Below are 24880 nucleotides of genomic sequence, written 5' to 3'. Positions count from 1 at the left end.
TTAGCGGCGTTCGGAGAAACTGGATGTCACGCGGCTCGCTAGCCGACAAACATTTGACTTGCCCACAGAGCGAACGCCGTACTGGTCAGCGCGGTGGCCCATCCGATGAGCAGCTGGAACACCCCCACCGACGAGATCATCACCGTGCCGTTGCGTGTTCTCGCCGTGGGAATCAAGGCAATAGCCAGCAGCGTCAGGCTCATGAAGATGTTTCCGGTCGAGCCGCTCGGCAGTAGCCCGAGCGCGAATCCGACGATGAAAGCCCCAAACACCAGGGTGGAGATAATGATCGCTCCTGGCCGACGAACGATCAGCGCGATCAGCCAAGCGCTGATCAGCGGCGCGATCACAATCACGCCTTCCACGGTCGAGAAGAACTCCCCCACGATGACAAGCCGATCGCCAAAGCCAGTGAACGCAGACTGGGTCGCTCCCGCGAACGGGCGCCCCAGGAAGAGCGAATTGAGAACCGCCAGCGACACGAGCGCTGACGCCGCGGGGTAGAGGATCACGAGCGCGTTCGCACGCCGAGCGCCTTTCGCCCCTTCACGACGATGACGCAAGAACGGGGCCGAGAGCGCTGCCGCAGTCACATAGACGAGCGCAGTGACGTCTGTCAGAACAGCGACCATGAAGTAGAGCCCCACTCGAAAGCCTGATTCAGTGTTGCCCCACGTCACGAACCGGACGATGTGCGACAGGCCCAAGCCAAAGAGCAGCAGTCCCAGAAACGCGGAATAGTTCTGAGTCGCGTTGTAGAAGAAGAGCGGGTTGAGCGCGAGGGCCATCATCAAGATCACGATGGTTGAGCGCGCGAACCGTCGCTGCACCATAATTTCGATAAGTTTTTGCAAGAACACACCGGCGCTTAACGCCCCGATGATCGAAAGCGAGAGCGCACCACCCGGCACAAAGCCCGCCAACAGAGTGCTGATGGGCGGAAAAATATCGCCGAGCCATTGCGCATCCGCGCGGTCCCAATCGATGCGGGTTGCCCGCTCTACCAGGGTTGCGTTGGGCGACTCCGTCGCACCTAACGCCGACACGACCAGCGCAAAGATCACGTAAGGCAGGGCGAAGATACCGCGCAGCATCCAGCGACGAGGAGTTCGGCGCGGCCAGACATCCAGACGGGTTCGTGGCGGGCGCTTCGCGATGTGAAGCGCGCGAGTGTTCGTCAACGGTTCACTCATGATTGCTTTGGGTCGTCAGCCCATGCTCCGTCTTCTCCCAGTAGTGCGGTTTAGTGATGAGCTGCCAAAGCGCCTTGTACGACGCGATCGAGTGCAGGATCCAATACAACGGGTTCAGCAGCGCCCAAGGAACGAGAGCAAACGTCCCTCTCTTATAGGGACCCATCATCGAGAGGTACACCATGATCGAACTGCCGATAATGAAGTTGAGGAAACAGACCCACAGAAGCCAGACCGGGAAGAATTGGCCGATCCACTCGGTGGGCAGCACGAGAGAAAGCACCGTCAGGATATAGAACGGCAGTACGCCCAAAAAGGTCGCCGGGGTTCCTGCGATGAGCAATACGAAACTGCAGAATCGCCAGAACCCGATCTCGCGCATCAACGCCACTGGTCGGCGGGCGTGCACCAGGGTGGTCTGCATATAGCCCTTAATCCAGCGGCTCCGTTGGCGAATGAAGTTCGGAATCGACTTGTTCGCCTCTTCCATCGTGGCTGAGTTCACTACGCCAACCCGGTATCCGAGCGCGCTCGCGCGGATGCCCAGATCGGCGTCTTCAGTGACGTTGTAGGGGTCCCAGCCTCCGAGGCTCTTCAGCGCCTCAGTGCGGAAATGATTGGACGTTCCGCCGAGTGGGATCGGAAGGTCAAGCGAATCGAGGCCAGACAGCATGTAGTCGAACCAGTAGCCGTACTCGAGAGAGAACATCCGGGTGAGCACGTTTTCCCGCGCGTTGAAATAGTTCAGCGCGGCTTGGACACACACGGTCTTCTCGCCACCGCGTTGAAACGAGATGTACGCCTTCTTGAGCTGGTCCGGCTCCGGAGTGTCCTCAGCATCAAAGATCACTAGGTAATCGCCGGTCGCGAAGAAAAGCCCGACATTGCAAGCTCGAGGTTTTGTCTGCGGATGCCCGGCCGGGATCGTGATGATCTGAAAGTGATCAGGCGGCGAGCTTGCCTCGAACGCCGCGCGCGTTTCGTCGTCGGACTCCTCGATCAGCACAAAGACTTCGAGGCGGTTGGTGGGCCAATCGATACCGCCTAGGTTTTTGACCAGTTGAGCGACAATGTTCGCTTCCTTGAAAACAGGCACGAGCACGGTGTAACGAGGGAGCTCATCATCGTTCAGCGCTTCGACTTCGCGGTCAGAGACCCGCTCGACGAGGTCGAATCGCGCTCCCCGCAAGGAGATGAAAAACTTGAACGCCGTTCCGGCCAGGAACACCAGACTCGTAATGGCGATGAGAGTAATCACCGTCGCTGCCGGCCACAACACCAAGGCGATGATCATGACGATCAGAAGGATAACGAGGCCGACTTTCTGGCCGCGTGACGCAACGGTGCGCGCGGAAAGAACGGGATTACGGTTCCAGAGCTGGTTTGCAGCCTGATCGGCGATCGCTGGCCCGAAGACGTCCAGAATCGAATGCCAGATTTGGGCGGATGTCGCGGCGACGAAAACGACGTCACGCCCCAGAGCAGTGGAGATACGCTCACTGCGCTCGTCGTCCGGAACTCGAGCCGTGGCCACCAGAACGCGACCATCATCGAGTTCGCGCAGCGGCATCCAGTTCTCAGCGATGTAGAGCTGCCCACTCCATTGGCGGGCGAAGTCCCCATCGACTTCGGACATCTGCGCTCGTTCGATGTTCCACACGCGCGAAATAACGTCGACCAATGTGGCGTCGTCAAGATGCCCGCGGCTGGCAAGGGTCTGATCGATGTGCACGCCAGAGCGCGCTTTGACGCGACGAGCTTCCTCGATCTGGCTTGGCGTAGCGAGACCTTCGTCGAGTAACAACTGCACGAATGCTTCGCTCTGCTTGGACGGCACCCCGGTTTTCCCCATAGGGTCATCGTGGCTCATTCTCAAGCTGCAAGCACGCGCCACGCGGGCGTGTGCCGGGCGGCATCCGTTAAAAGCAGAAGCCCCGGCGAACCGGGGCTTCATCTGTGAGCGATACTGGGATCGAACCAGCGACCTCTTCCGTGTCAGGGAAGCGCGCTACCGCTGCGCCAATCGCTCATGCTATTTATTTATAGAAACTGCTCTAAACACTCGTTACGAGGTGGAGACGGGATTTGAACCCGCGTATACGGCTTTGCAGGCCGCTGCCTCGCCTCTCGGCCACTCCACCGCACATGAGAAGTGCCGACGAGGCTGACACTTCTCATTCGAGCGGATGACGAGATTCGAACTCGCGACCCTAACCTTGGCAAGGTTATGCGCTACCACTGCGCCACATCCGCATTTACAAGCTATTCGGTTACCCGTTTTCGCGTGCTAGATGACTGTATACGAAGAGTGCGCGAAGTTCCAATTCGGCTGCTCGCGTGTCGTCGAGATATGGCAATATTGAGGTTGCAGGGCGATTGGCGCAGTTGGTAGCGCGCTTCCTTCACACGGAAGAGGTCATCGGTTCGAGTCCGGTATCGCCCACCAGTATTCCGCTTCAGCACTGGCGAAGATCCCCGGTTTTCGGGCGCTGTTGGGAGTTGCTAGCCCGATAACCTTGGTCCATGACAGTTCCAACTCCACGCCGCGCTAGCGCTATGCGCGAATTCTTTTCGGGTGTCGGATTTCTTTTTCGCGGGTTTCGAATTTGGGTCACAGCACCGCGCTTGATGTTGCTGGGAATGATCCCGGCGGCCATCGTGGGCCTCGCTGCGATTGCCGTCCTCGTTGCGTTGATCGTTAATATCGAGGTCATCGCCACGTCAATCACTCCTTTCGCCCGCGAATGGAGCGAGGTGGCGCAGGCCGCCACGCACTTCGCGGCGGGCCTCGCGCTGATCGTTGCGAGCATCCTCGTCATCGTGAACACGTACACCACGGTCACTCTGATGGTGGGCGACTCGTTCTATCGCTTGATCGCCGCCCATGTGGATGCCGTACACGGCGCTCCCCCGGAACAACAGTCACAGGGCTTCTGGCGCGACCTCCGGCGCGGAATCGCCGAAGGACTGCGGGTGTTACTCCCGACCGTGGGACTCGCAGTCCTCGTGTTCGCTCTGGGATTCATCCCCGTTGCCGGAGGAGTCATCGCAGCAAGTGCTGGCGCGCTCTTGGGAGGCTGGCTGCTCGTCGTTGAACTCAGCAACATCCCGTTCGAGTCCCGTGGCCTCCACCTCACCGCTCGCCGGCGCACCCTGCGCGGGTCACGCGCGCGGGCTCTTGGCCTGGGGGCGGCAACCTATGTCGTCTTCTTGATTCCTTTGGGGGCTGTGGTCGCCATGCCCGCGGCCGTCGCCGGCGCGACGCTGTTGACCCGCTCAGTTCTTGGCGAGGATGCGCGGCTCAGCACTCTCGCTACGACGACCGAGAAGGCCAAGGAGCCACCACACGAGCGATGAGACGACAAACGCGAAAGCCGCGGAGGCGAGCACGCTGAGAAACTGCTGTTCAAAAATGAACGTTTGACCGGTGAAGAGGAACCCTGAACCTGTTGCCAACACGCCAAGCGATACAACGCCGATGCTCCCACCAATGAGGTGAGTGTTAACGAGAAACCGAAGCTGGTTTCCCAAGGGCGATCCTTTGCGCACGGTAAACGCACACGCGACGGCGCCCGCGATGAAGCCTGCGACGGCAGCGGACACCGGAGTGAACAACGGCGCGCCTGCGGTCACCGCAATGAGGCCACTGATGAGGCCACCAGCAAGCGACTTGAGCTTGATTGCGCCGTGATTGATCAACTGAACGATGAACCACCCCAACGCACCAAAGATCGCGCTCACAACGCCGTTGGCAAGAATCAGAGCCACGACGTCGTCGAAAGCGAATTCGGCGCCCACGAGCCACACTAGCCACGCCAACACAGCGAGAACGAGAGCAGTGACGCCGACAGGAACGGGAACGACTTTACGGGCGCCTCGGATGAGAGAACGCCGCTCCACGACGAGCACCGCCAGCATGCTGGCGCCGACAGCGACGCTCATCACCAACGCACCGCCATGATCGATCGGACTGAGACCTAGCGGCGCCCCCGCCCCAAAAGACTCGAACGTGCGCACTGCAATGGGCACATACACGACAACACCCCACACCGCGCTGTAGGAGACGCTGCGCCACAGGGGCGCGCCAGAACTCCTCGACACGAGCGTGACGAGAAAACAGCAGACCGCCCCCAGAGCGGCGAGTGAAGGCATCATCACCGAGCGCAAATCGACCGACAGGGCCGGAGCCAGGAGCAACCAAGCGAGGGGGCCGGGAGCAGCGCACGTGAGCGAAACGAGAATAAGCGTGCGCCACGTCGCGACGGGCAAGGTGCTCGCGTAGAGCACGATGAGCGCTAGTAACAACAGCACCAACGCGGCCACTCCTAGCGCCGCCGCCGCGAAATCTCCTGTCACCGTTGCCTTCCCCGCTCCAGTTTCATGCCCTTTTAGTCAGTGCACAACACTCAATGCGAAACGCTGCGAGTGGTTCTGAATAGTTAGCTCAGGCTTTATTCGAGGTGAGAGCAATAAGCCGCGACACCGCTCGAAGATACTTCTTGCTGTATCCGCCAGCAAGCATGTCGTCGGGGAACACTGCATCCAGCGCGGTGCCATCTGCGTAGACGGCGATTTGAGCGTCGTAGAGCCGGTCGACGAAGGCTACGAACCGCAAGGCGTCGGTTTGGTTCGCGAACTCGTGAACACCAGTAAGTCCAACGGCGTCGATTCCTTCGATCAATTTCACATAGCGTGAGGGGTGAACACCCGCGAGGTGCTTGAGTACTTCATCAAAGGAGTCAAGGGTTGCCACTCCAGGCACAGCTGCAATCGCCGCCGCGACGTCATCAACAGTGACGGCATGTGCTCCCGTGTCGCGACGACGATAGTCGAGGCCATCGATGCGAATCGTTTCGAACTTCGCCGACAGCGAGTCGATTTCGCGCAGAAAATCTTGAGCGGCGAAGCGCCCCTCCCCGAGAGCGTTAGGCGGAGTGTTGGATGTCGCGGCAATCTTGGTGCCTGAGGCGACCAGCTCTGAGAGAAGTCGGGAAATCAAGCGGGTGTCACCCGGATCGTCGAGCTCGAACTCGTCGATACACACCAGAGTCGCGCCTCTGAGCAACTGCACAGCAGGCGCATACCCGACAGCACCCACGAGCGCCGTGTATTCGATAAAGGTGCCGAAATACTTGCGGCCGGCGGTCTGGTGCCAGAGCGCCGCCAGCAAGTGAGTCTTACCAACACCGAATCCGCCATCGAGGTATACCCCCGGCTTCGCCACCGGAGCTTTCTTTCGGGAGAAGAGCTTGGTTTTCTGCGAACTCGTCAGAAAGTGGCGCATGGCGGCCACAGCGGAGCCCTGCGACGGATAGTCCCGATCGGGTCGATACGAGTCCAAAGTCGCACCGGTGAACTGCCGCGGAGGCACCAGTTCGGCCAGCATCTGCGCTCCGGTCAACGACGGGATACGATCGACTAGACGCTCGGGAGTCGTAGGCGCACTAGCGCTCATTCTCAGCCTCGGTTATTTTTCGCAGTGTTACGGCAACGCGGTGTAATCAGCGGCGAATGCGTAATTTCTTGGGCAAGGGACCCATCAAGCTTAGTTTGAAGCCCGCGCCAGTTTTTCCACCCACAATCGGAGGTAGTTATGACTATCGAACGCGACCCAGCCCCCCAATTTGCTGAGTTCTCTCACCCTGAACGTCTGGTGTCTGCTCAGTGGGTTGAAGATCACCTTGGCGAACCCGGACTCGTCGTCGTCGAATCCGACGAAGACGTTCTTCTCTACGAGACCGGCCACATCCGGGGCTCCGTCAAAATCGACTGGCACACAGACCTGAATGACCCGGTAACTCGCGACTACATCGACGGCGAAGGGTTCGCGGAGCTCATGTCTCGTAGCGGTATCTCGCGCGACAGCACCGTCGTGATCTACGGCGACAAGACCAACTGGTGGGCTGCGTACGCCCTGTGGGTGTTCACTCTCTTCGGCCACGAAGACGTGCGGCTCATGGACGGCGGGCGAGCGAAGTGGGAAGCGGATGGCCGCGAGTACACGCTCGAGGTTCCGTCCCCCACTCCGACGGAGTACCCGATCGTCGAACGAACCGACGCCGTGATTCGTGCCTTTCGAGATGACGTACTCGCGCACCTCGGTAACCCCTTGGTCGACGTCCGTTCGCCCGAGGAATACAGCGGAGCGCGCACCACGGTTCCGGGCTACCCGGAAGAAGGCGCTCTTCGCGCCGGCCACATTCCGAGCGCGCAAAGCGTGCCGTGGTCAAAGGCCGTTGCCGATGACGGCACTTTCCGGCCCCTCAGCGAACTGAACACGATCTACCGAGAGGGTGCGGGGCTGAAAGACGGTGACGACATCGTCGCTTATTGCCGCATCGGTGAGCGTTCCAGTCACACCTGGTTCGTTTTGAACTACCTCATGGGCTTCCCGAACGTGCGTAACTACGACGGTTCGTGGACCGAGTGGGGCTCCTTGGTCAAGGTGCCCATCGCGCTGGGTACTGAGCCGGGTGACGTTCCTTCGCGATAGACTAAAGCGGTGAGTGAGCAGCAGATCCCCAGTCAATTGGCCGAAATCCGAGACGACTTTCTTGGCTTCGAACTGAGGGATCGGCTGCAGCTCCTGCTTGAGTTCTCTAACGAACTCCCCGATCTTCCGGCGCGCTACGCCGACCACCCCGATCTCTTCGAGCGAGTAGAAGAGTGCCAGTCCCCCGTTTTCATCTTCATCGAAGTCGAAAACGACATTGTTCAGATGTTCGCGACGGCGCCGCCTGAGGCTCCGACTACGCGAGGGTTCGCATCCATCTTGGTGCAGGGCCTGTCAGGTCTCAGCAGCGCTGAAGTCCTCGAGCTCTCGGATGACTATCCGCAGTCCCTGGGGCTGTCGCAGGCGGTGAGTCCGCTGAGACTGCGAGGGATGACCGGGATGCTCGCCCGCGCTAAGCGTCAGATTCGGCTCAAGACCGCGGTCTGATTTTCTGCCGCAATCGCCTCGGTACTCGGCTCCCTGTCCCCTACTCAGCGGATGCGAGATTCTCCGCGATAAGCGCGGCCAGCCAGGTGCGTATGGAGAGAAGCCAGCGCTCGCTGTCGTAGTTCCACAAGCGAGTGTGTCCAGCGGTGTCAAACTCTTCGTAGGTCACGAGGTCAGGACGCGCCGCGGCAAGAGCCCGCGACGGTTCTACAGGTACGTAGCCGTCATCTTCACTGTGCATCAGCAAGATCGGTCGATCGAGTTCGGAGGCGCGATCGACGAAGTTCAGCTCCGCGATGTCGAGTGGTTTCTCCATCCCGACTAAGAAACGGGCCTGTTCGCTATTCAAGACGATCTGGGCTGCGCGCTGGACCGAGCTGGGGATACGGTTGAGGTCGCCGTGCAGTTCCATAGTCGGCCCCCACGCGATCACGGGTGAATCCAGTACTAGCCCGATAATTTTCTCGCGATTGGCAGACCGAACCAGCGTATGAAGTGCGGTCGCACCCCCCATCGACCAGCCCATGAGAATAATCTGTTGTGCGCCTGCTGCAAGAGCGTACGTGATCGCCGAATCGACGTCTCGGTATTCAGTCGAACCGAGTCCATAGCGGCCGTCTGCCGAGTCAGGCGCCTCCGTGTCGTTGCGATATGACACGGCGAGCGACGTGACGCCGGCGTCATAGAACTCGCCTAGTGCGCGAACAGTCTCGGGACGCTGTACGCCTCGACCATGGATGTGAATCGCCCAGATCGTTGACGGGTGCGCCGCTGGAATCAGCCACGCTGGGGCCGGCCCGAGCTCAGTTGGCACCATGACTTCCGAATATTCGAGTCCCAGCCCCGCCGGGGTCAGATAGAACCAGCCGCTAGACCGAGCGTTGTCGCCGGGTCGTGGCACGCCCTTTTCAATCTCGATCAACTCTCGGGCAACCCACTGAGCCCCCTGCGACACCACGGGCCCGATGCGAGCGAGCCCGGTCTCATCAGCGAACCACAGGCTGAAGCGGCCTGGCGCACGGCTTTCGATGGCGGATGAGAGAACGATCGTCGATTCGCCAATAGCAAGGATGCGCAAAGTGCTGTCCGCGCGTCCCGGCGGCGTCACGATTCTGCGCGCGAAATAAACCGACAGCGCCGCTGCGCTGACTAACGCAACGCCAGCAACCGCCGCTGAAGCAACGGCCACGCCACCGATAACCCCTAAGGCAACTCGCACTCGATCCGACACCGGCATCTAAAACCTCCATCGTGCAGCCGTCAGAGCGCGGCGTGCCTCACTAGCGATCGTTCAGCTAAAGCCTAATCTTCTGACGTGCCTGAATCGCCAGTTGGACCAACGCCACCCGCGGTATTTGCGTCTGCGGTTGAGTCCCTTCGTGCCGCCACTTTGCGCCCCGAGCTCGCTGTCACTGAGATTTCAGCACCAACGCAGATCGCTCCGTGGTCGTTCGCCCTTGCTGCGGATGTCACGCCGAATCGTCACGGCGAAGATTCCGACCTCGGCACCGGACGCTTCGTACTGCTCTATGACCCCGAATCTCCTGACGCCTGGGAGGGCGAGTTCCGGATCATTTGCTTCGCCCAAGCGCCACTTGAACCAGACATCGGCGTCGACGAATTCCTGAGTTCGGTCACCTGGTCCTGGCTAGTAGACGCTCTCGATAGCCGGGGCGCGAAGTACGACCAGGTTTCCGGAACAGCAACACGCATCCTCTCGACCGGGTTCGGGGAACTTGAGTCGCAGCCGGATGGCGCACAAATCGAACTTCGGGCCTCCTGGAGCCCCCAGGACCTTGATATTGCCGCTCATGTGGAAGGCTGGAGCGAGTTAGTCTGCATGCTTGCCGGACTTCCGCCCACTATTGAAGGAGTCACTATGTTGTCGGCCCGTAGAGCTGGGCGTGAGTAACGCCTCCGAGAGTGCAGCCCCCGAGGGCGAGTCGCACGCCGCCACCCAAGCCCCTCACGTTCCCGTCGACGTCATCGACGACCGGGAAGAATATCTCGCTGCAGTCGAGGCCATCGCCGCCGGTCACGGCCCGATCGGCATCGACGCTGAACGCGCCAGCGGCTACCGCTACTCGCAACGTGCATACCTCATCCAGATATTCCGTCGTGGAGCCGGCACCTTCCTCTTCGACCCGCCCGCTATTGGCGATTTCACAGAGCTGAACGATGTCATCGCTGAAGAAGAGTGGATCCTTCACGCGGCTACTCAAGACCTCACCTGCTTGCGTGAGGTTGGCCTGCACCCCACCCGCCTTTTCGACACTGAGTTGGGAGCCCGCCTCGCGGGCCTTCCCCGCGTTGGTCTCGGCACGGTAGTGGAGCACCTCTTGGGCATTCACCTCGCCAAGGAACACTCGTCGGCGGACTGGTCAACACGTCCCCTCCCGCAGTCATGGCTGGTCTACGCCGCGTTAGACGTCGAACTTCTCGTTGATCTTCGCGAAGCGCTCGGCGCACTGCTCGACAACGATGGCAAAAGCGAGATAGTCCGCCAAGAATTCGAATCCGTACTCGCGCGCGACCTCAGCAATGTGCGGGCTGAACCTTGGCGCCGCTTGAGCGGAGTTCATTCGATTCGCGGCGGTAAGAATCTAGCTGTGGCGCGGGAACTTTGGCTGGCACGCGACGCGTACGCTCAAGAAGTCGATACTGCCCCCGGTCGCCTCGTGCCCGACTCCGCCTTATTGGCAGCGGCGAAGACACTTCCGGAATCGAAGCGTCAGCTTTCAAGCCTGAAAGAGTTCCGGGGCCGTGCAAGCCGTTCACAGATCGATCGATGGTGGGATGCTATCCAGGCCGGGCTTACTTCTACCGACATCCCTGCCACCCGAGTGTCGAGCGATACATTACCTCCCCCTCGAGTGTGGTCGGATAAGAACCCTGAAGCAGATCGCCGTTTGAAAGCCGCTCGCGCTCTCATGACGGAGTTCTCCGAGGAGCTGTCTATTCCGATCGAGAACTTGTTGACGCCCGACTATCTTCGTCGCGTCTCCTGGAACCCGCCAGCGGAGGTTTCGCCCGAGAGCATTTCCGAGGCCCTCACTGCGCTCGGAGCGCGCCCCTGGCAACTTGACGTATCTGCACAGTCAATCGCTCAAGCCTTTGTCGAAGCCAACCAAACCCCCGAGGACTCCGACGACGCAGAGTCGTAGGAACAATCAAAGGATTCCTAACCTTAAACTCGGCCACTTATGATCAGTGCTACATCCAAGGATTTAGTGGAGGCATTGTGGCCAAGGAAACCGAGATTGTATTCGTAGATGGAGTCCGTACTCCATTTGGACGTGCTGGCGAGAAGGGCATGTTCTGGAATACCAGAGCCGATGACCTTGTCGTCAAGGCGATGATCGGAGTTCTGGAGCGAAATCCCCAGATCCCCAAAGATCGTTTTGATGAAGTAGCCATCGCTGCAACTACTCAGACCGGAGATCAGGGCCTCACAATCGGCCGCAGCGCTGCGCTGCTCGCAGGCTTGCCCACCTCCGTCCCCGGCTATGCCATCGACCGGATGTGCGCTGGTGCCATGACCGCCGTTACCAATGTGGCTGGCGGAATCGCCTTCGGTGCCTACGACCTGGCTATCGCCGGCGGCGTTGAGCACATGGGACACCACCCGATGGGCTCGGGCGTTGACCCTAACCCTCGCTTTATGTCGGAAAAGATCGTCGATCCCGAAGCTCTTAACATGGGCAACACGGCGGAGAAACTGCACGACCGTTTCCCCCAGCTCACCAAGGCTCGCTCAGATGCATTCGCACTTCGCAGCCAGCAACGCGCGACGGCCGCCTATGAAGCCAACAAGATTCAGCCCGACCTCATCCCGGTCGCGACTAAGAGTGAAGCCGGCTGGGGACTCGCTACCCGTGACGAGGGCCTTCGCCCTGAAACCACGCTTGAGGGCCTCGCTGGCCTCAAGACTCCGTTCCGCTCTCACGGCCGTATCACCGCTGGAAACGCTTCCGGCCTCAACGATGGGGCAACCGCCAGCATCATCGCGAGCGGGGATGCCGCCCGCGAGTTCGGCCTGAAGCCCAAGATGCGCATGGTGAGCTTTGCCTACGCCGGGGTGGAACCAGAGATCATGGGCATTGGCCCGATCCCCTCAACCGAGAAGGCTCTCCGCAAGGCTGGCCTGACGATCAACGATATTGGCCTGTTTGAGCTCAACGAAGCTTTCGCAGTTCAGGTCCTCTCACTGCTCGATCACTTCGGTATCGATGATGAAGATCCTCGCGTCAATCAGTGGGGCGGCGCCATTGCCATGGGCCACCCGCTCGCGTCGTCGGGCGTTCGACTCATGATCCAACTCGCCGCGCAGTTCGAACAGCACCCTGAGGTGCAATTCGGTCTCACCGCGATGTGCGTTGGCCTCGGTCAGGGCGGTTCAGTCATTTGGGAAAACCCGAACTACAAGGGAGCAAAGTAACCATGACCGAGCAGTTCGCACGTCTTTCAGACCTCGCTAAAGACGAGGTAATTACCCACTCCTTTGTTCGCGATGTGCCCCTCACTGCTGGCCGCACGCTCGCCCTGATTACTCTCGACAATGGCAAGGACCACACTCGTCCGAACACTCTCGGCCCAGCGACCTTGCTTGAGTTCGCAAAGGTGCTCGACGAGCAAAAGGAACGGGCATCCGCTGGAGAAATTCACGGAGTCGCCGTAACCGGCAAGCCGTTCATTTTCGCCGCTGGCGCCGACTTGTCGAAGGTGAGCGAGATTCCTGACCGCGAGACGGGCAAGCAGATGGCCCAGTTGGGTCACTGGGCACTGGGCAAGCTCAGCGAACTCGGCGTTCCGTCCTTCGTCTTCATCAACGGACTAGCTCTGGGCGGTGGTGTAGAGATCCCTCTCAACGCTGACTACCGCACTATTGACAGCTCGGTTCCGGCGTTTGCCCTCCCCGAGGTCTTCCTTGGCCTTATCCCCGGTTGGGGTGGTGCGTGGTTGCTCCCGAACCTGATCGGCATCGAGAATGCCCTGAAGGTCGTCATTGAGAACCCGCTCAAAAACAACCGGATGCTCAAGGGCCCTGAGGCTTTCGAACTCGGCATCGCCGACGCCATGTTTGGTCCGGCGAACTTCCTCGAAGACTCAATTCGTTGGGCTGACGGGGTCATTGCTGGCACTACGAAGGTGAAGCGCAAGAACGAGCCGGGCAAGATCGAACGCACCGTGAAGTGGGATGTTGCGATCGGCATCGCAGAGAAGATGTTGGCTAGCCGCATCGGTCGCGTCGCTAAGTCGCCCTATGCCGCTCTGGCTCTGCTCAAGGCTGCCAAGAACACCGACAAGAAGACGGGCTTTGAAGCCGAAGACAACGCTCTTGCCGACATGATCTCGGGTGACCAGTTCCAGGCGAGCATTTACGCCTTCAACCTCGTTCAAAAGCGCGCGAAACGCCCGGCAGGGGCGCCTAACAAAGAGCTCGCTCGCAAGGTGACCAAGGTTGGCGTTATTGGTGCCGGGCTCATGGCTCGCCAGTTCGCATTGCTCTTTGTGCGCCGCTTGCAGGTCCCCGTCGTCATCACTGACCTCGACCAGGCCGCAACGGATGCTGGCGTAGCTGCTATCCACGCCGAGATCGACAAGCTGAACGAGAAGGGTCGCCTCTCGTCGGACGACACCAACCGTCTCAAGGCGCTAGTCACTGGCACCACCGACAAGGCTGATTTTGCTGACTGTGACTGGGTCATCGAAGCTATCTATGAGGAATTGGGCGCCAAGCAGGCTGTCTTCGCTGAGGTTGAGCAGTACATCTCTGACGAAACGATCCTCGCGACCAACACCTCGTCATTGTCTGTGGAGCAAATCGGAGCCAAGCTCAAGCACCCGGAGCGGGTTGTCGGCTTCCACTTCTTCAACCCTGTGGCGGTCATGCCACTGATCGAGGTTGTGAAGACGCCACACACCAACGACGAGTCGCTCGCTACGGCGATGGTCACGGCCAAGAACCTGCGCAAGAACGCCGTCATCACTACGGATACCCCGGGTTTCGTTGTGAACCGCATTCTCGCCAAGGTGCTCGGTGAAGCGATGCACGCCGTAGACACCGGAACGCCGTTCGAGGTCGTAGAAGAATCGACGCGTCCGTTCGGTCTACCGATGACGCCGTTCGAGCTACTCGAACTCGTCGGACTCAAGGTCGGCGCGCATGTGCTCGATACTCACCACGCTGCGTTCCCTGAGCGCTTCTTCGAGAGCGAAAACCTGCACAAACTTGCCGAGCTCGGATTCATTTTCGACCGCGACAACAAGGGTAAGTCAAAGGGCGTTTCAAAGAAGGCTGTCGAGATCGTCAAGGGCGGAAGCACGCCAATGACGGCGGAACAGCTGCAGATCCGCATCGAAGATGGTCTCGCCGACGAAATTCATCGGATGCTAGAAGACGGAGTGGTCGCAGCCGCTGAGGACATCGACCTCTGTCTCATTCTCGGTGCGGGCTATCCCTTCCAGATGGGTGGAGTAACTCCGTACCTCGACCGCGCTGGAGCGTCGGAGAGAGCGTTCGGCAGCACCTTCCACACTCCGCTCATTCGCGGCGTTCAGTAGGCGCACAGCTCCACTAGCGCTACGACCGAGGCCCTGTTCAGAGAAGATCTGAACAGGGCCTCGAGACGTTAACGCGCGTTACGCGGTGGGGTGTACCGTTGCCGCTAGCTGCGCTCAGCGGGAAGACGATATTCGTCGGAGTCGCTATCAGTCAGTGGGCGTGCAATCGGAATCTTGCTGCCAAGAACCTGAGCCACGACGTCGCGAGCGATATGTTGCGGGGTCAGCCCGACCTGATCGAGGATGTAGTCACGGCTGCCGTGATCCAGGAATTTGTCCGGCAGGCCAAGTTCGGTGACTGCCGTGTCTACACCGGCGGCACGCATGTCTTGACGAATCCGTGTTCCAATTCCGCCAACTCGCACACCGTCTTCGATCGTGATCACGAGACGATAATCAGCGGCAAAATCGATCACACTCTTGGGAACGGGAACAACCCAGCGAGGGTCGATAACGGTCGCACCGATTCCTTGGGCTGCGAGAAGCTCTGCGACCTGCAAACCTGTCTTGGCCATCGAACCCACCGTGACAATGAGAACGTCACGCTGGTCGTCCTCCCGGAGCACATCGACCCCGTCCGAAGTGCGACGAAGCGCGTCGTACTCGGTTCCTACAGTGCCCTTGGCGAAACGGATCACTGTCGGTGCATCGTCGACCACCACGGCCTCGCCCAGCTCTTCACGCAGGCGAGGAGCGTCTCGTGGAGCAGCGATACGAATGTTCGGCACGACCTGCAAAAGCGCAAGGTCCCACATACCGTGGTGACTCGCACCGTCGGGGCCAGTTACACCAGCTCGATCAAGCACGAAAGTAACGCCAGCACGATGCAGCGCGACATCCATAAGGACTTGGTCGAACGCACGGTTGATAAAGGTGGCATAGAGGGCTACTACCGGATGAAGTCCGCCGAAAGCGAGACCCGCCGCTGATGTCACCGCATGCTGTTCAGCGATACCGACGTCGTGAACGCGAGTTGGATACTTCTCAGCGAAGCGGTGGAGACCTGTCGGACGAAGCATCGCCGCTGTGATCCCCACGAGACGCGGGTTCTCATCCGCAAGCATCACGATCTCTTCAGAGAACACTGATGTCCACGATGCAGCGCCGCCACTCGTGGTCGACTCCCCCGTAGCAGGGTCGATCTGACCAACCGCATGAAACTGATCAGCGACATCAGCAAGGGCTGGCTCATAGCCACGCCCCTTCTCTGTGATTGCATGAACAATGACCGGAGCTCCGTAGGACTTGGCCTGTTCAAGAGCCTCCGTGAGCGCTCCGATGTCATGCCCGTGTACCGGCCCCAAATACTTAATATCGAGGTTTGAGTACAGCGCTTCGTTGTTGCTGAAGCGTGAGAGAAAACCGTGAGCTCCACCGCGAATGCCGCGGTACAGAGCACGACCTGGCCCACCGAAAGCTCCGAAGAACTTCTCGCTCGACCCGTGCAGGGATCGGTAGGAACGTCGCGTGCGTACGCTGTTCAGGAAGTGGGCCATTCCGCCGATGGTTGGCGCGTAAGAGCGACCGTTGTCATTAACAACGATCACCAGATTACGGCTGTTATCGTCGCTGATGTTGTTGAGGGCTTCCCAGGTCATACCGCCCGTGAGTGCGCCATCACCGACTACAGCAACAACGTGGCGATCACTCTGGCCCGTCATCTCGAATGCTCGAGAGATACCGTCAGCCCACGACAGTGAGCTCGAAGCATGGGAACTTTCCACGATGTCATGCTCGGACTCCGAGCGCTGTGGATAACCCGCAAGCCCTCCCTCGGAACGCAACTTTGTGAAGTTTTTACGTCCGGTCAAGATTTTGTGTACGTAGCTTTGGTGGCCCGTATCAAACACCACAGCGTCCCGCGGCGAGTCAAACACCCGATGAATCGCCGTCGTCAGCTCGACCACGCCAAGGTTAGGGCCCAAATGCCCACCGGTGCGAGAAACATTCTCGATCAAAAATTCGCGAATCTCTTGCGCTAGCTGGGTAAGTTGCTGAGTGGAGAGACCGTCTAGATCTCGGGGACCATTGATTCCCTCGAGTATGTTCATTGCTCCAGTCTAGGCTTCTTCGATTGCCTTGTGAACAAGAAAACACGCGACTGTGAACCTCCATCCAGCCTGCTGCAACAACGCAAAAAGCGCGCGGCGCGAGCCTTAGCTCCCGACCGCGCGCTTCGTGCGCACGCGCTAGTTAGACCAGCGAACGCAGAACGTACTGGAGGATTCCACCATTGCGGTAGTAGTCAGCTTCACCAGGAGTATCGATGCGAAGCTTTGCATCGAACTCGACCGTTGACTTGCCCTCAGGCGAGTGCGCAGTCGGCACAGCTACTACGTGGAGCGTGCTCGGGATGCGGTCGTCATTGAGCTCTTCAACGCCCGAGATGCTGATGCTCTCGGTGCCGTCGAGTCCCAGCGACTCCCAGCTCTGGCCCTCAGGGAACTGCAGCGGTAGAACGCCCATTCCGATGAGGTTGGAGCGGTGAATACGCTCGAAACTCTCGCAGATGACGGCCTTCACTCCGAGCAAGCTCGTTCCCTTGGCCGCCCAGTCACGCGACGAACCGGAACCGTACTCTTTGCCACCAAGAACGACGAGCGGAGTCTCCTGCGCTGCGTAGTTCTGCGCCGCGTCGTAGATGAACGACTGCACGGCATCCGGCGTGGTGAAGTCGCGAGTGTAGCCACCCTCAACTCCATCGAGAAGCTGGTTACGAAGGCGGATGTTCGCGAAGGTTCCGCGAATCATCACTTCGTGGTTTCCGCGACGCGAACCGTAGGAGTTGAAGTCCTTGCGGTCGATGCCGTGCTCAGCGAGGTAGATTCCGGCGGGGCTGTCACCCTTAATCGAACCGGCAGGGCTGATGTGGTCGGTCGTAACCGAGTCACCCAGCTTCGCAAGAACACGGGCACCCGTGATCGAGCTGACCGGAGTAATCTCCATAGTCATTCCCTCGAAGTACGGGGGCTTGCGCACGTAGGTCGACTCGTCATCCCACTCAAAAGTGGAACCGGTGGGCGTGGGCAGGTTCTGCCAACGCTCGTCGCCGTCGAAGACGCCCGCATATTCGTGGGTGAACATCTCACGGTCGATCGACGAGTCGATCGTTGCCTGAACTTCAGCCGCGTCGGGCCAAATGTCCTTCAAGAAGACATCCTTGCCCTCCTGGTCTTGGCCGAGCGCGTCGTTGTCGAAGTCGAAGTTCATCGTTCCGGCAAGGGCGTACGCGATAACCAGCGGCGGACTCGCGAGGTAGTTCATCTTCACGTCGGGGTTGATGCGACCCTCGAAGTTACGGTTACCGGAAAGAACCGCGGTGACCGCAAGATCGTTCTCGTTGATCGCGGTGGAGATTTCGTCTTCCAACGGACCGGAGTTACCGATACACGTGGTGCAGCCATAACCGACGGTGTAGAAGCCGAGAGCTTCAAGCGACTCATCGAGTCCCGACTTGGCGTAGTAGTCAGTGACGACCTTGGAACCGGGAGCCAGAGTGGTCTTGACCCACGGCTTTGACTTGAGTCCCTTTGCGGCCGCGTTGCGAGCCAAGAGGCCAGCCGCAAGCATGACGGAGGGGTTTGAGGTGTTGGTGCACGACGTGATCGCGGCAATTGCAACGGAACCGTGGTCGATCGTGAACGATTCTCCACCTTCAACATTTACAGCGGTCGGCTGCGATGCGGCCACCGGCGGGTGGCTGGCGTGGACAGTTGAGGGCACATGAGCCCAGTCCTCGTCTTGCGGGGTGGTTCCGCTGGGATCAGACGCCGGGAAGGAGTCTTCAACGACGTCGTCGACCTTGGTGTGATCCATTGCCGCGTAGTTGTTGAGGTCGATCTCGAACTGGCTCTTGGCTTTGGTGAGCTCGATACGGTCCTGCGGGCGCTTCGGTCCAGCGATCGAGGGAACTACAGTACCGAGATCCATCTCGATGTACTCGCTGTAGTTGGGCTCGACGCTCGGGTCATGCCAGAGCTTCTGGAGCTTGGCATATGCCTCGACGAGTTCGACCTGCTCTTCGCTGCGGCCGGTGAGACGCAGGTAGTCAAGGGTCACGTCGTCGATCGGGAACATCGCAGCGGTGGAACCGAACTCGGGGCTCATGTTTCCGATGGTTGCGCGGTTGGCGAGCGGCACTGCGCCGACTCCCTCTCCGTAGAACTCGACAAACTTGCCGACGACGCCGTGCTGGCGCAACATCTGCGTAATTGTGAGAACAACGTCGGTCGCGGTGACTCCGGCAGGGATCGTGCCGTTGAGCTTGAAACCGACGACCTTGGGGATGAGCATCGAAACGGGCTGGCCGAGCATTGCTGCCTCGGCTTCGATTCCGCCAACGCCCCATCCGAGCACTCCGAGGCCGTTGACCATCGTGGTGTGCGAGTCGGTGCCAACGAGGGTGTCGGGGAACGCCCGAGTCTTGCCGTCAACCTCACGGGTGTAGGTGACACGGGCGAGGTGCTCAATGTTGACCTGATGAACGATTCCGGTTCCGGGAGGAACAACCTTGAAGTCATTGAACGCGCTCTGACCCCAGCGAAGGAACTGGTAGCGCTCCCCGTTGCGCTCGTATTCAAGCTCGACGTTGCGCTCAAGAGCGTTGTCTGAACCGAAGAGATCGGCGATGACCGAATGGTCGATCACGAGCTCTGCCGGCGCGAGGGGGTTGATTTTGGTGGGGTCTCCACCGAGCTCGGCGACCGCCTCGCGCATGGTGGCAAGGTCAACGATGCATGGCACGCCGGTGAAGTCCTGCATAACGACGCGGGCGGGGGTGAACTGAATCTCGGTATCGGGGTCTGCACTGGGCACCCAGGATCCGAGGGACTCGATCTGCGACTTCGTGACGTTCTTTCCGTCTTCAGTACGCAGGAGGTTCTCGAGCAAAACCTTGAGGCTAAACGGTAGCTTGTCGTATCCCGCTACCTTGTCGATGCGGAACACTTCATAGTCGGACGAACCGACTGTGAGGGTGTCTTTCGACCCAAAACTATTGACTGTCGACACTGTCATCTCCCTTGCTACGGTTCTTCAATCCTTGCGCGGAGCGTGTGCTGCATCCAGCAAGGCAAGCCTAAGACTGAATCGCAGTACCTGCGCTGCGACTTCTACCAAAAGTATCTTGATGTCGAGATAAATATACACCATGGTCGTGGCGCCTTCACGTTGCCACGGCGAGGAGCGCGAACTACGCGGACTCGCTTCGCCCATAGGCCGTGCGCATCAACAGCCACGTCACCCAGAGCACGCCGGCGTAGAGCGGAACTCCCAAAAGAAGCTTCGCCGTAGCGAGAGCCTGCGTAGCTTCTGCGAAGTACAGCGGCAATTCGACGGCAAGACGAAGCGCGAAAAGTGCCGCCCAGAGAACGGTCGCGATCAGTGCAACCCGAAATTTAGCCTTGTCTTCTCGCCAGTCGGCCGCACTCGGAACCAGGAACGTTGCGATGAGCCCCACGAGAGGACGTCGCGCGATCACGCTCACGAGGATCGCGATGAGAAAGAGCGAATTGATAACGAAACCGAGAACGAAATTATCCTCGGCTCGCCCCGTAATCAGTGCAAGACCAGCGGAGAGCGCCACGCCCAAGACCCCCACCAGCGCCGACGACACAGGAGTGCGCGAAACAACTCGAGCGACCACGAAACCCAGAGCGACGACAACCGGAGCCACGACAGACGCCACGAGCTCCTGCGTGATCGTAAAGATGACCAAAAACGCGAGCCCGGGAAGAATGGACTCCACGAGGCCGCGGATTCCGCCCATCGCCGCCAACAGAGCGCTTGATGTGGGAGCTTCCCCGGGGGCGACATGCCCGACAGCGGAACGACGTGCGGCCGCAGCTAAGGCCTCACGAACACTAGGGTCGACGCCCGGCTGATTCGAGTCGGACTCCCCCGCGTGTTCGTCGGCCAAACTCACGCGGTGGCTTCCTTGTCACCCGTGGCAGGCATGTGCAGCGGAATCAAGTCGCGCGGCGGCATGGGCGTGCTTCCTCGCACAACCACAATGGAACGGAACAGGTCTTCAATCTTCGTAGCAGCATCCGCGCTCGTGAGCGCCTCACCGGCAATGACCCCGCGCAGGAACCAACGTGGGCCGTCGACACCGACGAAACGAGCAATGCGCTTCTCACCCGGCTTTCCGGCAACGGGAATCTCAGCAAAGACTTCAGGACCGAAAGGCCCTTCGGAGACCGTGGTCGTTCCGCCCTGAGTATTTACTTGGCCGATGATCTGCTGGCGAATTTCGTGCCACAGGCCGCTCGAACGGGGTGCAGCAAAAGGCTGAATTTGAAGTGTTGAGCCTGCGTAGTCGAGGCCGACGGCAACAACTCGCTTACTCGCCTCTTCAACTTCGAGTCGCAAGTGCAGCTCTTGGCGCGGAAGGATCTTCACTCCGCCCAAGTCCACATACGGCCGAACGGCGTTTGCCTCGCTCTCGTCGAGCGGGCCAGCAGTGGCACGATTCTCCGGTGCCGACTTGGGGTGATCCTGCGGCTGCTCGGTCTCAGTAGTGTCGCTCACGACGTGGCTCCTTGTTGTGTTGACTCTGCGCGGAATCCGGTCGAGCCGAAGCCCGCCTCACCGCGATGGCTGCCAGGAAGAGTCGAGACGGGAATGAATCGAGCTCGGGAAACTGGCATAACGATCAATTGCGCGATTCTATCGCCCGGCTCGATATCGAAAGTGGACGAAGCATCAGTATTGAGCAACGTAACCCGAATTTCACCTCGGTAGCCTGCATCCACAGTGCCGGGACTATTGACGACGGTGATGCCGTGGAGAGACGCCAGCCCGCTACGGGGAACGACGAAAGCCACATACCCCGCCGGAAGAGCGATCGACACTCCCGTCGCTACCGTTTCTCTCGCCCCGGGCGCAAGCGAATAACTCTGGGCCGAATAAAGATCGGCGCCCGCGTCCCCCGGGTGCGCGTAGGTCGGGGTTTGGCCGGAGGAGATAAGGACCTCAACGTTGTCAATCACGAGTCGAGGCTAGTGCAGAAGAGACAACTCACCGAAACGCCGCCACCAAAATCAGTGTGTAATGGATGAGTGACTTACTACCGTGAACGCTTGTGGCCCACCGCGTGGCTCTACATCAGCACCGCACTCATTATTCCGGCCAGCATCTTGGTGTTCTTGCCGATCAACATCACCGTCGGCTACATCACTGCCGCCGTGCTTTATCTGGCGATTGTTGGCTTTCTGCTGTGGTCGGCGCCGCTCATCACTATTGACGAGAAAGAATTGCGCGCTGGCAGTGCCAGGCTTCCGCTAGAAATTATCGGGGAGGTAACTACGTTCGACGGCGCCGAGGCGACGCTCGAGCGCGGACAACGGCTGGATGCTCGGGCGTGGCTAATGATACGAGGCTGGGTGTCGCCCGTCGTGCGCCTTGAGCTACTCGATGAGAGCGACCCGACACCGTATTGGTTGTTGTCGAGTCGCACTCCCGAATTGGTTGCTGAAGCAATCGCAGAGGTTAAGCTGCACACTCCAGGCAAATAGCGCCCAGCTTGGTTGTGTGGTCGACCTGCGAGCGGTGCTTCACAAGGAAGCAGCTCACGCAAGTGAATTCGTCCGCCTGAGGAGGCAGAACGACCACATCGAGGTCCAGGTCAGAAAGGTCTGCGCCGGCAAGCTCAAAGTTCGCCGGGTTGTCTGAATCGTCGACGTCAACCGAGCCCGACATTTTGTCAGGAACACGCTCTTTAAGAGCCTCGATCGACTCGGAGTCGTCGTCGGTCTTACGAGGTGCGTCGTAGTCGGTGGCCATGCCCATCCACTTCTTTTTTACGTTGAATCACCGGAATCGGCGGGCACAGTCTCCATGAAAGCGAGCCGAATTGCAAACCGTCGATTCTGCATCACTGTGCAGCGCCTGTGACAACTGTTCACGGAGGCGTGTTATTCCCGGGAAAAGCACTCAAGGCGTGCGAACCTAATGGTGAATCTTGACGGCTGGAGAAGTTCACTATGGAAGACCTTCGGGTAATCGAAGTACAAGACGGTGCGCTGATCGTGTCGAGTAACGACGGCACGAGATATCGCCTCGCGGTCGACAGCGTTTTGCAATCTCGATTGCGTCAGAGCCGTGCCCTTTCGGGGACCGGCCCCAAGCTTGCTCCCCGCGAGATTCAGGCCCACATTCGGGCTGGCATGTCCGCACAGGACGTTGCCAACCTCACCGGTGCCGACTTGGAGTACATCGAGCGCTTCGAGGGACCAGTCGTCGCCGAGCGCGAGTTCGTCGTCAAGTCAGCTCTCGCTGTTCCCGTTCACGTCGCCGGCGAAACTGACACCCTCACTTCGACCCGAACTTTCGGTTCCGCTATCCGCGAACGACTTGTCGACATGCACGCGGCCAATGAGCGCTGGGCCAGTTGGAAAGACCCAGAGTCTGGGTGGATCGTCAAGCTATCGTTCAGCGCGAACACTATCGATCATGACGCGCGGTGGCAGTACGACCCCAAACGCCAAGCTCTTGCTCCCCTCAACAACGAGGCAAAGACCCTGTCGCAGCAGGGCGAGGTAACCGGGGCGCTCATTCCGCGCCTCCGCGCCGTAGCACCGACAGAGGGGGCTCCGGATGCCGCGCGCTTCGATAGCGGGGCATTCGACATCGACGACCTCTCGGCCGAACCCGCTCCCATCCGGCCAGCAGAGTTGCCCGTCATGCGCGATCGAAGTGCGGAAGCCGGCGTCGGTAACCAGACTGCTGATCTGCTCGACGCGTTACGTCGTCGCCGCGGCGAACGCGAACCCGCAACTTTTGAGCCTGAAGAAGAGCCTGCTCCGACGATCAACCCCGAGCCCTCGATGCGACTGCTTGATCCTCCCGCTGCGGACGAACGTCGGGACGCCCCTGCGCCGCCCCATGCAACAGCACCTCAACCAACCGCAAAGGCACGACGACGACGGGTCGCCATGCCCAGCTGGGACGACATCGTTTTCGGAACCAAGCCCGACGACGACCCGGCCTAGCCTTCGCTCACCGCACGACATACCCCGCGCCCACTGCGCGACTCGGCCCCGAGGAACCCGGGGTCAGAGGGCAAATGCTCCGTAACGCAGCAGCGGTACCCGCAGTTCTTCGTCTGACCATGATCCATGCTGGCCGATCATGTTGCGTCCCTTGTCGTTGGCCGCCCGAGAATCGTAATAGGCGATTGCCTTGCGGGCGGCGACGATGATGTCACCGATACGAGCGACAACATCTGGGGCAACCTCGCCAAACCATCCTGCATCAATCGCTTCATCGCGACTAGCGACCCACGCTCGGCCGCCTTCGGATTCCCGCCAGCGCTCGAGAACGGCGCTACGGAGATCTGCATCGACGCCTGTGTGGAAATGAAGCTGAAGGCAACGTGGCTCACCGGCGATGTGCGCGATGCCCTCGAGCAGCTCGGGAGCGGAATCAAACAAGACATGCGACTCGCGAGGAATGTCGATCATTCCATGGTCAGCGGTAACGAGGAGTCCTTGGTCAGGGGCCAAGAGCGGGACCGAAGCGGCAAGCGCAGCATCGAGCGCTTCGAGCGCGTGAGTCCATTGCGATGATTGCCATCCATTGGCGTGACCGGCCATGTCGAGTTCCGGGGCGTAGACGTAAGTGAGCGATGGTTGATCGCTCGTGTGCCCAACTTCTACCGCAGCTCGCACCCGTTCAGCAAGCGAGCCCGCAACGAGGTAACGCGCGCCGCGCAAAACTGCCTTCGTGAAGCCCGAGTCACGGTAACGCGCCGCTCCCACCGTGACCGCTGTAAAGCCACGCTTCGAAGCGAGCTCAAAAATCGTCGGCACTCGCTGCCAGGTTGCAGGGTCGGTGCGGGAATCCCAGCCCGAAAGCTGCTGAAAAACACGATCGTTGACGGGGTCGAACGCGCTGTACCCCACCAGACCATGCTGCCCCGCGCGTTGGCCTGTAGTGAGACCCGCGATTGCCGCGGCCGTCGTCGTCGGAAATCCCGATTGAATAACCGCAGCTTTGGAAAATGCACCGGCAAGCGTGCGCGCATGTCCCAGCCTGGCCTTGAGGTTGTGAGCCCCCATGCCGTCGACGAGAAGTACAACCGCGTGACGCACGGGAGGCAGGCTCAAGCAGTTCGCCTCGCCCGATATTGCCTGAAATGAACTTGACAACACATCGGTAAGGTTCGCTGAGTCTGGGTTGAGCG

At 59.8% G+C, this 24880-nt stretch carries 21 protein-coding genes and 4 tRNA genes; 10 read left to right on the top strand and 15 right to left on the bottom strand.

Annotation, left to right across the window (positions count from 1 at the left end; all coding sequences use genetic code 11):
* Window positions 1-38: 38 nt before the first annotated feature.
* From I6E58_RS07910 to I6E58_RS07890, 5 genes are all read right to left on the bottom strand, one after another.
* Window positions 39-1193 carry a hypothetical protein gene (locus I6E58_RS07910; protein WP_197132014.1) on the bottom strand — a complete coding sequence of 385 codons (1155 nt, stop codon included), beginning with the start codon at window positions 1191-1193 and terminating at the stop codon, window positions 39-41.
* Entirely contained in the window at window positions 1186-3030 is a 1845-nt protein-coding gene (locus I6E58_RS07905) for a glycosyltransferase (protein ID WP_307842032.1), read from the bottom strand. Before I6E58_RS07905 ends, I6E58_RS07910 begins: the two co-directional genes overlap by 8 nt.
* Window positions 3031-3150: 120 nt before the next feature.
* Window positions 3151-3222, bottom strand: a tRNA-Val gene (locus I6E58_RS07900).
* Between the two features lie 41 nt (window positions 3223-3263).
* A tRNA-Cys gene (locus I6E58_RS07895) sits at window positions 3264-3334 on the bottom strand.
* Window positions 3335-3374: 40 nt separating this feature from the next.
* Window positions 3375-3446: transfer RNA gene (locus I6E58_RS07890), tRNA-Gly, on the bottom strand.
* Between the two features lie 117 nt (window positions 3447-3563).
* Between I6E58_RS07890 and I6E58_RS07885 the strand changes: the two genes are divergently transcribed.
* A tRNA-Val gene (locus I6E58_RS07885) sits at window positions 3564-3639 on the top strand.
* A gap of 77 nt (window positions 3640-3716) precedes the next feature.
* On the top strand, window positions 3717-4550 hold the full coding sequence (locus I6E58_RS07880) for an EI24 domain-containing protein (protein WP_197132011.1): 834 nt from the start codon (window positions 3717-3719) through the stop codon (window positions 4548-4550).
* On the opposite strand, the gene I6E58_RS07875 is transcribed toward I6E58_RS07880, so the two are convergent.
* Together I6E58_RS07875 and zapE are read right to left on the bottom strand one after the other, a co-directional pair.
* Complete coding sequence (locus tag I6E58_RS07875) at window positions 4470-5549, bottom strand: ammonium transporter (RefSeq protein ID WP_197132008.1); 1080 nt, start codon at window positions 5547-5549, stop codon at window positions 4470-4472. The two genes, I6E58_RS07880 and I6E58_RS07875, sit on opposite strands and share 81 nt — an antisense overlap.
* Before the next feature lie 88 nt (window positions 5550-5637).
* The gene (gene zapE / locus I6E58_RS07870) at window positions 5638-6648 is read right to left on the bottom strand and encodes a cell division protein ZapE (RefSeq protein WP_197132005.1); all 1011 of its coding nucleotides are present in this window, start codon (window positions 6646-6648) and stop codon (window positions 5638-5640) included.
* 138 nt (window positions 6649-6786) lie between these two features.
* Here zapE and I6E58_RS07865 point away from each other — a divergent pair, with 138 nt between their 5' ends.
* Together I6E58_RS07865 and I6E58_RS07860 are read left to right on the top strand one after the other, a co-directional pair.
* The gene (locus I6E58_RS07865; protein WP_197132002.1) at window positions 6787-7686 is read left to right on the top strand and encodes a sulfurtransferase; all 900 of its coding nucleotides are present in this window, start codon (window positions 6787-6789) and stop codon (window positions 7684-7686) included.
* Between the two features lie 9 nt (window positions 7687-7695).
* A complete protein-coding gene (locus tag I6E58_RS07860; RefSeq protein WP_129071505.1) occupies window positions 7696-8133 on the top strand; it encodes a SufE family protein in 438 nt (145 codons plus the stop codon).
* A 40-nt stretch (window positions 8134-8173) separates the two neighbouring features.
* On the opposite strand, the gene I6E58_RS07855 is transcribed toward I6E58_RS07860, so the two are convergent.
* Window positions 8174-9370 (bottom strand): S9 family peptidase, encoded by a 1197-nt coding sequence (locus tag I6E58_RS07855; protein ID WP_197132000.1) that lies wholly within the window; start codon window positions 9368-9370, stop codon window positions 8174-8176.
* A gap of 78 nt (window positions 9371-9448) precedes the next feature.
* Between I6E58_RS07855 and I6E58_RS07850 the strand changes: the two genes are divergently transcribed.
* The 4 genes from I6E58_RS07850 to I6E58_RS07835 all read left to right on the top strand — a co-directional run bounded on the left by I6E58_RS07850 (window position 9449) and on the right by I6E58_RS07835 (window position 14697).
* Window positions 9449-10045, top strand: coding sequence for a DUF3000 domain-containing protein (locus tag I6E58_RS07850; protein WP_197131998.1), 597 nt, complete (start codon window positions 9449-9451; stop codon window positions 10043-10045).
* Complete coding sequence (locus tag I6E58_RS07845; protein WP_197131996.1) at window positions 10038-11297, top strand: HRDC domain-containing protein; 1260 nt, start codon at window positions 10038-10040, stop codon at window positions 11295-11297. Before I6E58_RS07850 ends, I6E58_RS07845 begins: the two co-directional genes overlap by 8 nt.
* Before the next feature lie 77 nt (window positions 11298-11374).
* A complete protein-coding gene (locus tag I6E58_RS07840; protein WP_129071509.1) occupies window positions 11375-12571 on the top strand; it encodes a thiolase family protein in 1197 nt (398 codons plus the stop codon).
* Between the two features lie 2 nt (window positions 12572-12573).
* Window positions 12574-14697, top strand: a complete 2124-nt coding sequence (locus tag I6E58_RS07835) for a 3-hydroxyacyl-CoA dehydrogenase NAD-binding domain-containing protein (protein WP_197131994.1) — start codon at window positions 12574-12576, stop codon at window positions 14695-14697.
* 104 nt (window positions 14698-14801) lie between these two features.
* Here I6E58_RS07835 and dxs read toward each other — a convergent pair whose 3' ends face one another.
* From dxs to dut, 5 genes are all read right to left on the bottom strand, one after another.
* Window positions 14802-16748: a 1-deoxy-D-xylulose-5-phosphate synthase gene (gene dxs, locus I6E58_RS07830; protein WP_197131992.1), complete on the bottom strand. Its 1947-nt coding sequence runs from the start codon at window positions 16746-16748 to the stop codon at window positions 14802-14804.
* Between the two features lie 142 nt (window positions 16749-16890).
* Window positions 16891-19707, bottom strand: coding sequence for an aconitate hydratase AcnA (gene acnA / locus I6E58_RS07825; protein ID WP_307842029.1), 2817 nt, complete (start codon window positions 19705-19707; stop codon window positions 16891-16893).
* 181 nt (window positions 19708-19888) lie between these two features.
* Window positions 19889-20620, bottom strand: coding sequence for a DUF3159 domain-containing protein (locus tag I6E58_RS07820; protein ID WP_197131987.1), 732 nt, complete (start codon window positions 20618-20620; stop codon window positions 19889-19891).
* Entirely contained in the window at window positions 20617-21225 is a 609-nt protein-coding gene (locus tag I6E58_RS07815) for a DUF3710 domain-containing protein (protein ID WP_197131984.1), read from the bottom strand. The genes I6E58_RS07820 and I6E58_RS07815 overlap by 4 nt, the downstream gene beginning before the upstream one ends.
* Complete coding sequence (gene dut, locus I6E58_RS07810; protein WP_197131981.1) at window positions 21222-21686, bottom strand: dUTP diphosphatase; 465 nt, start codon at window positions 21684-21686, stop codon at window positions 21222-21224. The genes I6E58_RS07815 and dut overlap by 4 nt, the downstream gene beginning before the upstream one ends.
* 69 nt (window positions 21687-21755) lie before the next feature.
* Here dut and I6E58_RS07805 point away from each other — a divergent pair, with 69 nt between their 5' ends.
* Window positions 21756-22211: a DUF3093 domain-containing protein gene (locus tag I6E58_RS07805; RefSeq protein ID WP_197131978.1), complete on the top strand. Its 456-nt coding sequence runs from the start codon at window positions 21756-21758 to the stop codon at window positions 22209-22211.
* Here I6E58_RS07805 and I6E58_RS07800 read toward each other — a convergent pair.
* Window positions 22186-22479, bottom strand: a complete 294-nt coding sequence (locus I6E58_RS07800) for a DUF4193 domain-containing protein (protein WP_100389298.1) — start codon at window positions 22477-22479, stop codon at window positions 22186-22188. The genes I6E58_RS07805 and I6E58_RS07800 overlap by 26 nt on opposite strands.
* A 200-nt stretch (window positions 22480-22679) precedes the next feature.
* On the opposite strand from I6E58_RS07800, the gene sepH reads away from it, so the two are divergent.
* Window positions 22680-23687 carry a septation protein SepH gene (sepH, locus tag I6E58_RS07795; RefSeq protein ID WP_197131975.1) on the top strand — a complete coding sequence of 336 codons (1008 nt, stop codon included), beginning with the start codon at window positions 22680-22682 and terminating at the stop codon, window positions 23685-23687.
* A 63-nt stretch (window positions 23688-23750) separates the two neighbouring features.
* Here the strand turns inward: sepH and I6E58_RS07790 are convergent, their stop codons facing one another.
* Window positions 23751-24803: an alkaline phosphatase family protein gene (locus I6E58_RS07790; protein WP_231595173.1), complete on the bottom strand. Its 1053-nt coding sequence runs from the start codon at window positions 24801-24803 to the stop codon at window positions 23751-23753.
* Between the last annotated feature and the right edge of the window lie 77 nt (window positions 24804-24880).

Source organism: Salinibacterium sp. SWN1162, from assembly GCF_015864675.1.
Taxonomy (GTDB): domain Bacteria; phylum Actinomycetota; class Actinomycetes; order Actinomycetales; family Microbacteriaceae; genus Rhodoglobus.
The sequence above is the reverse complement of the archived record's forward strand: the minus strand, read 5'-3'. Positions and strand labels throughout refer to the sequence as shown.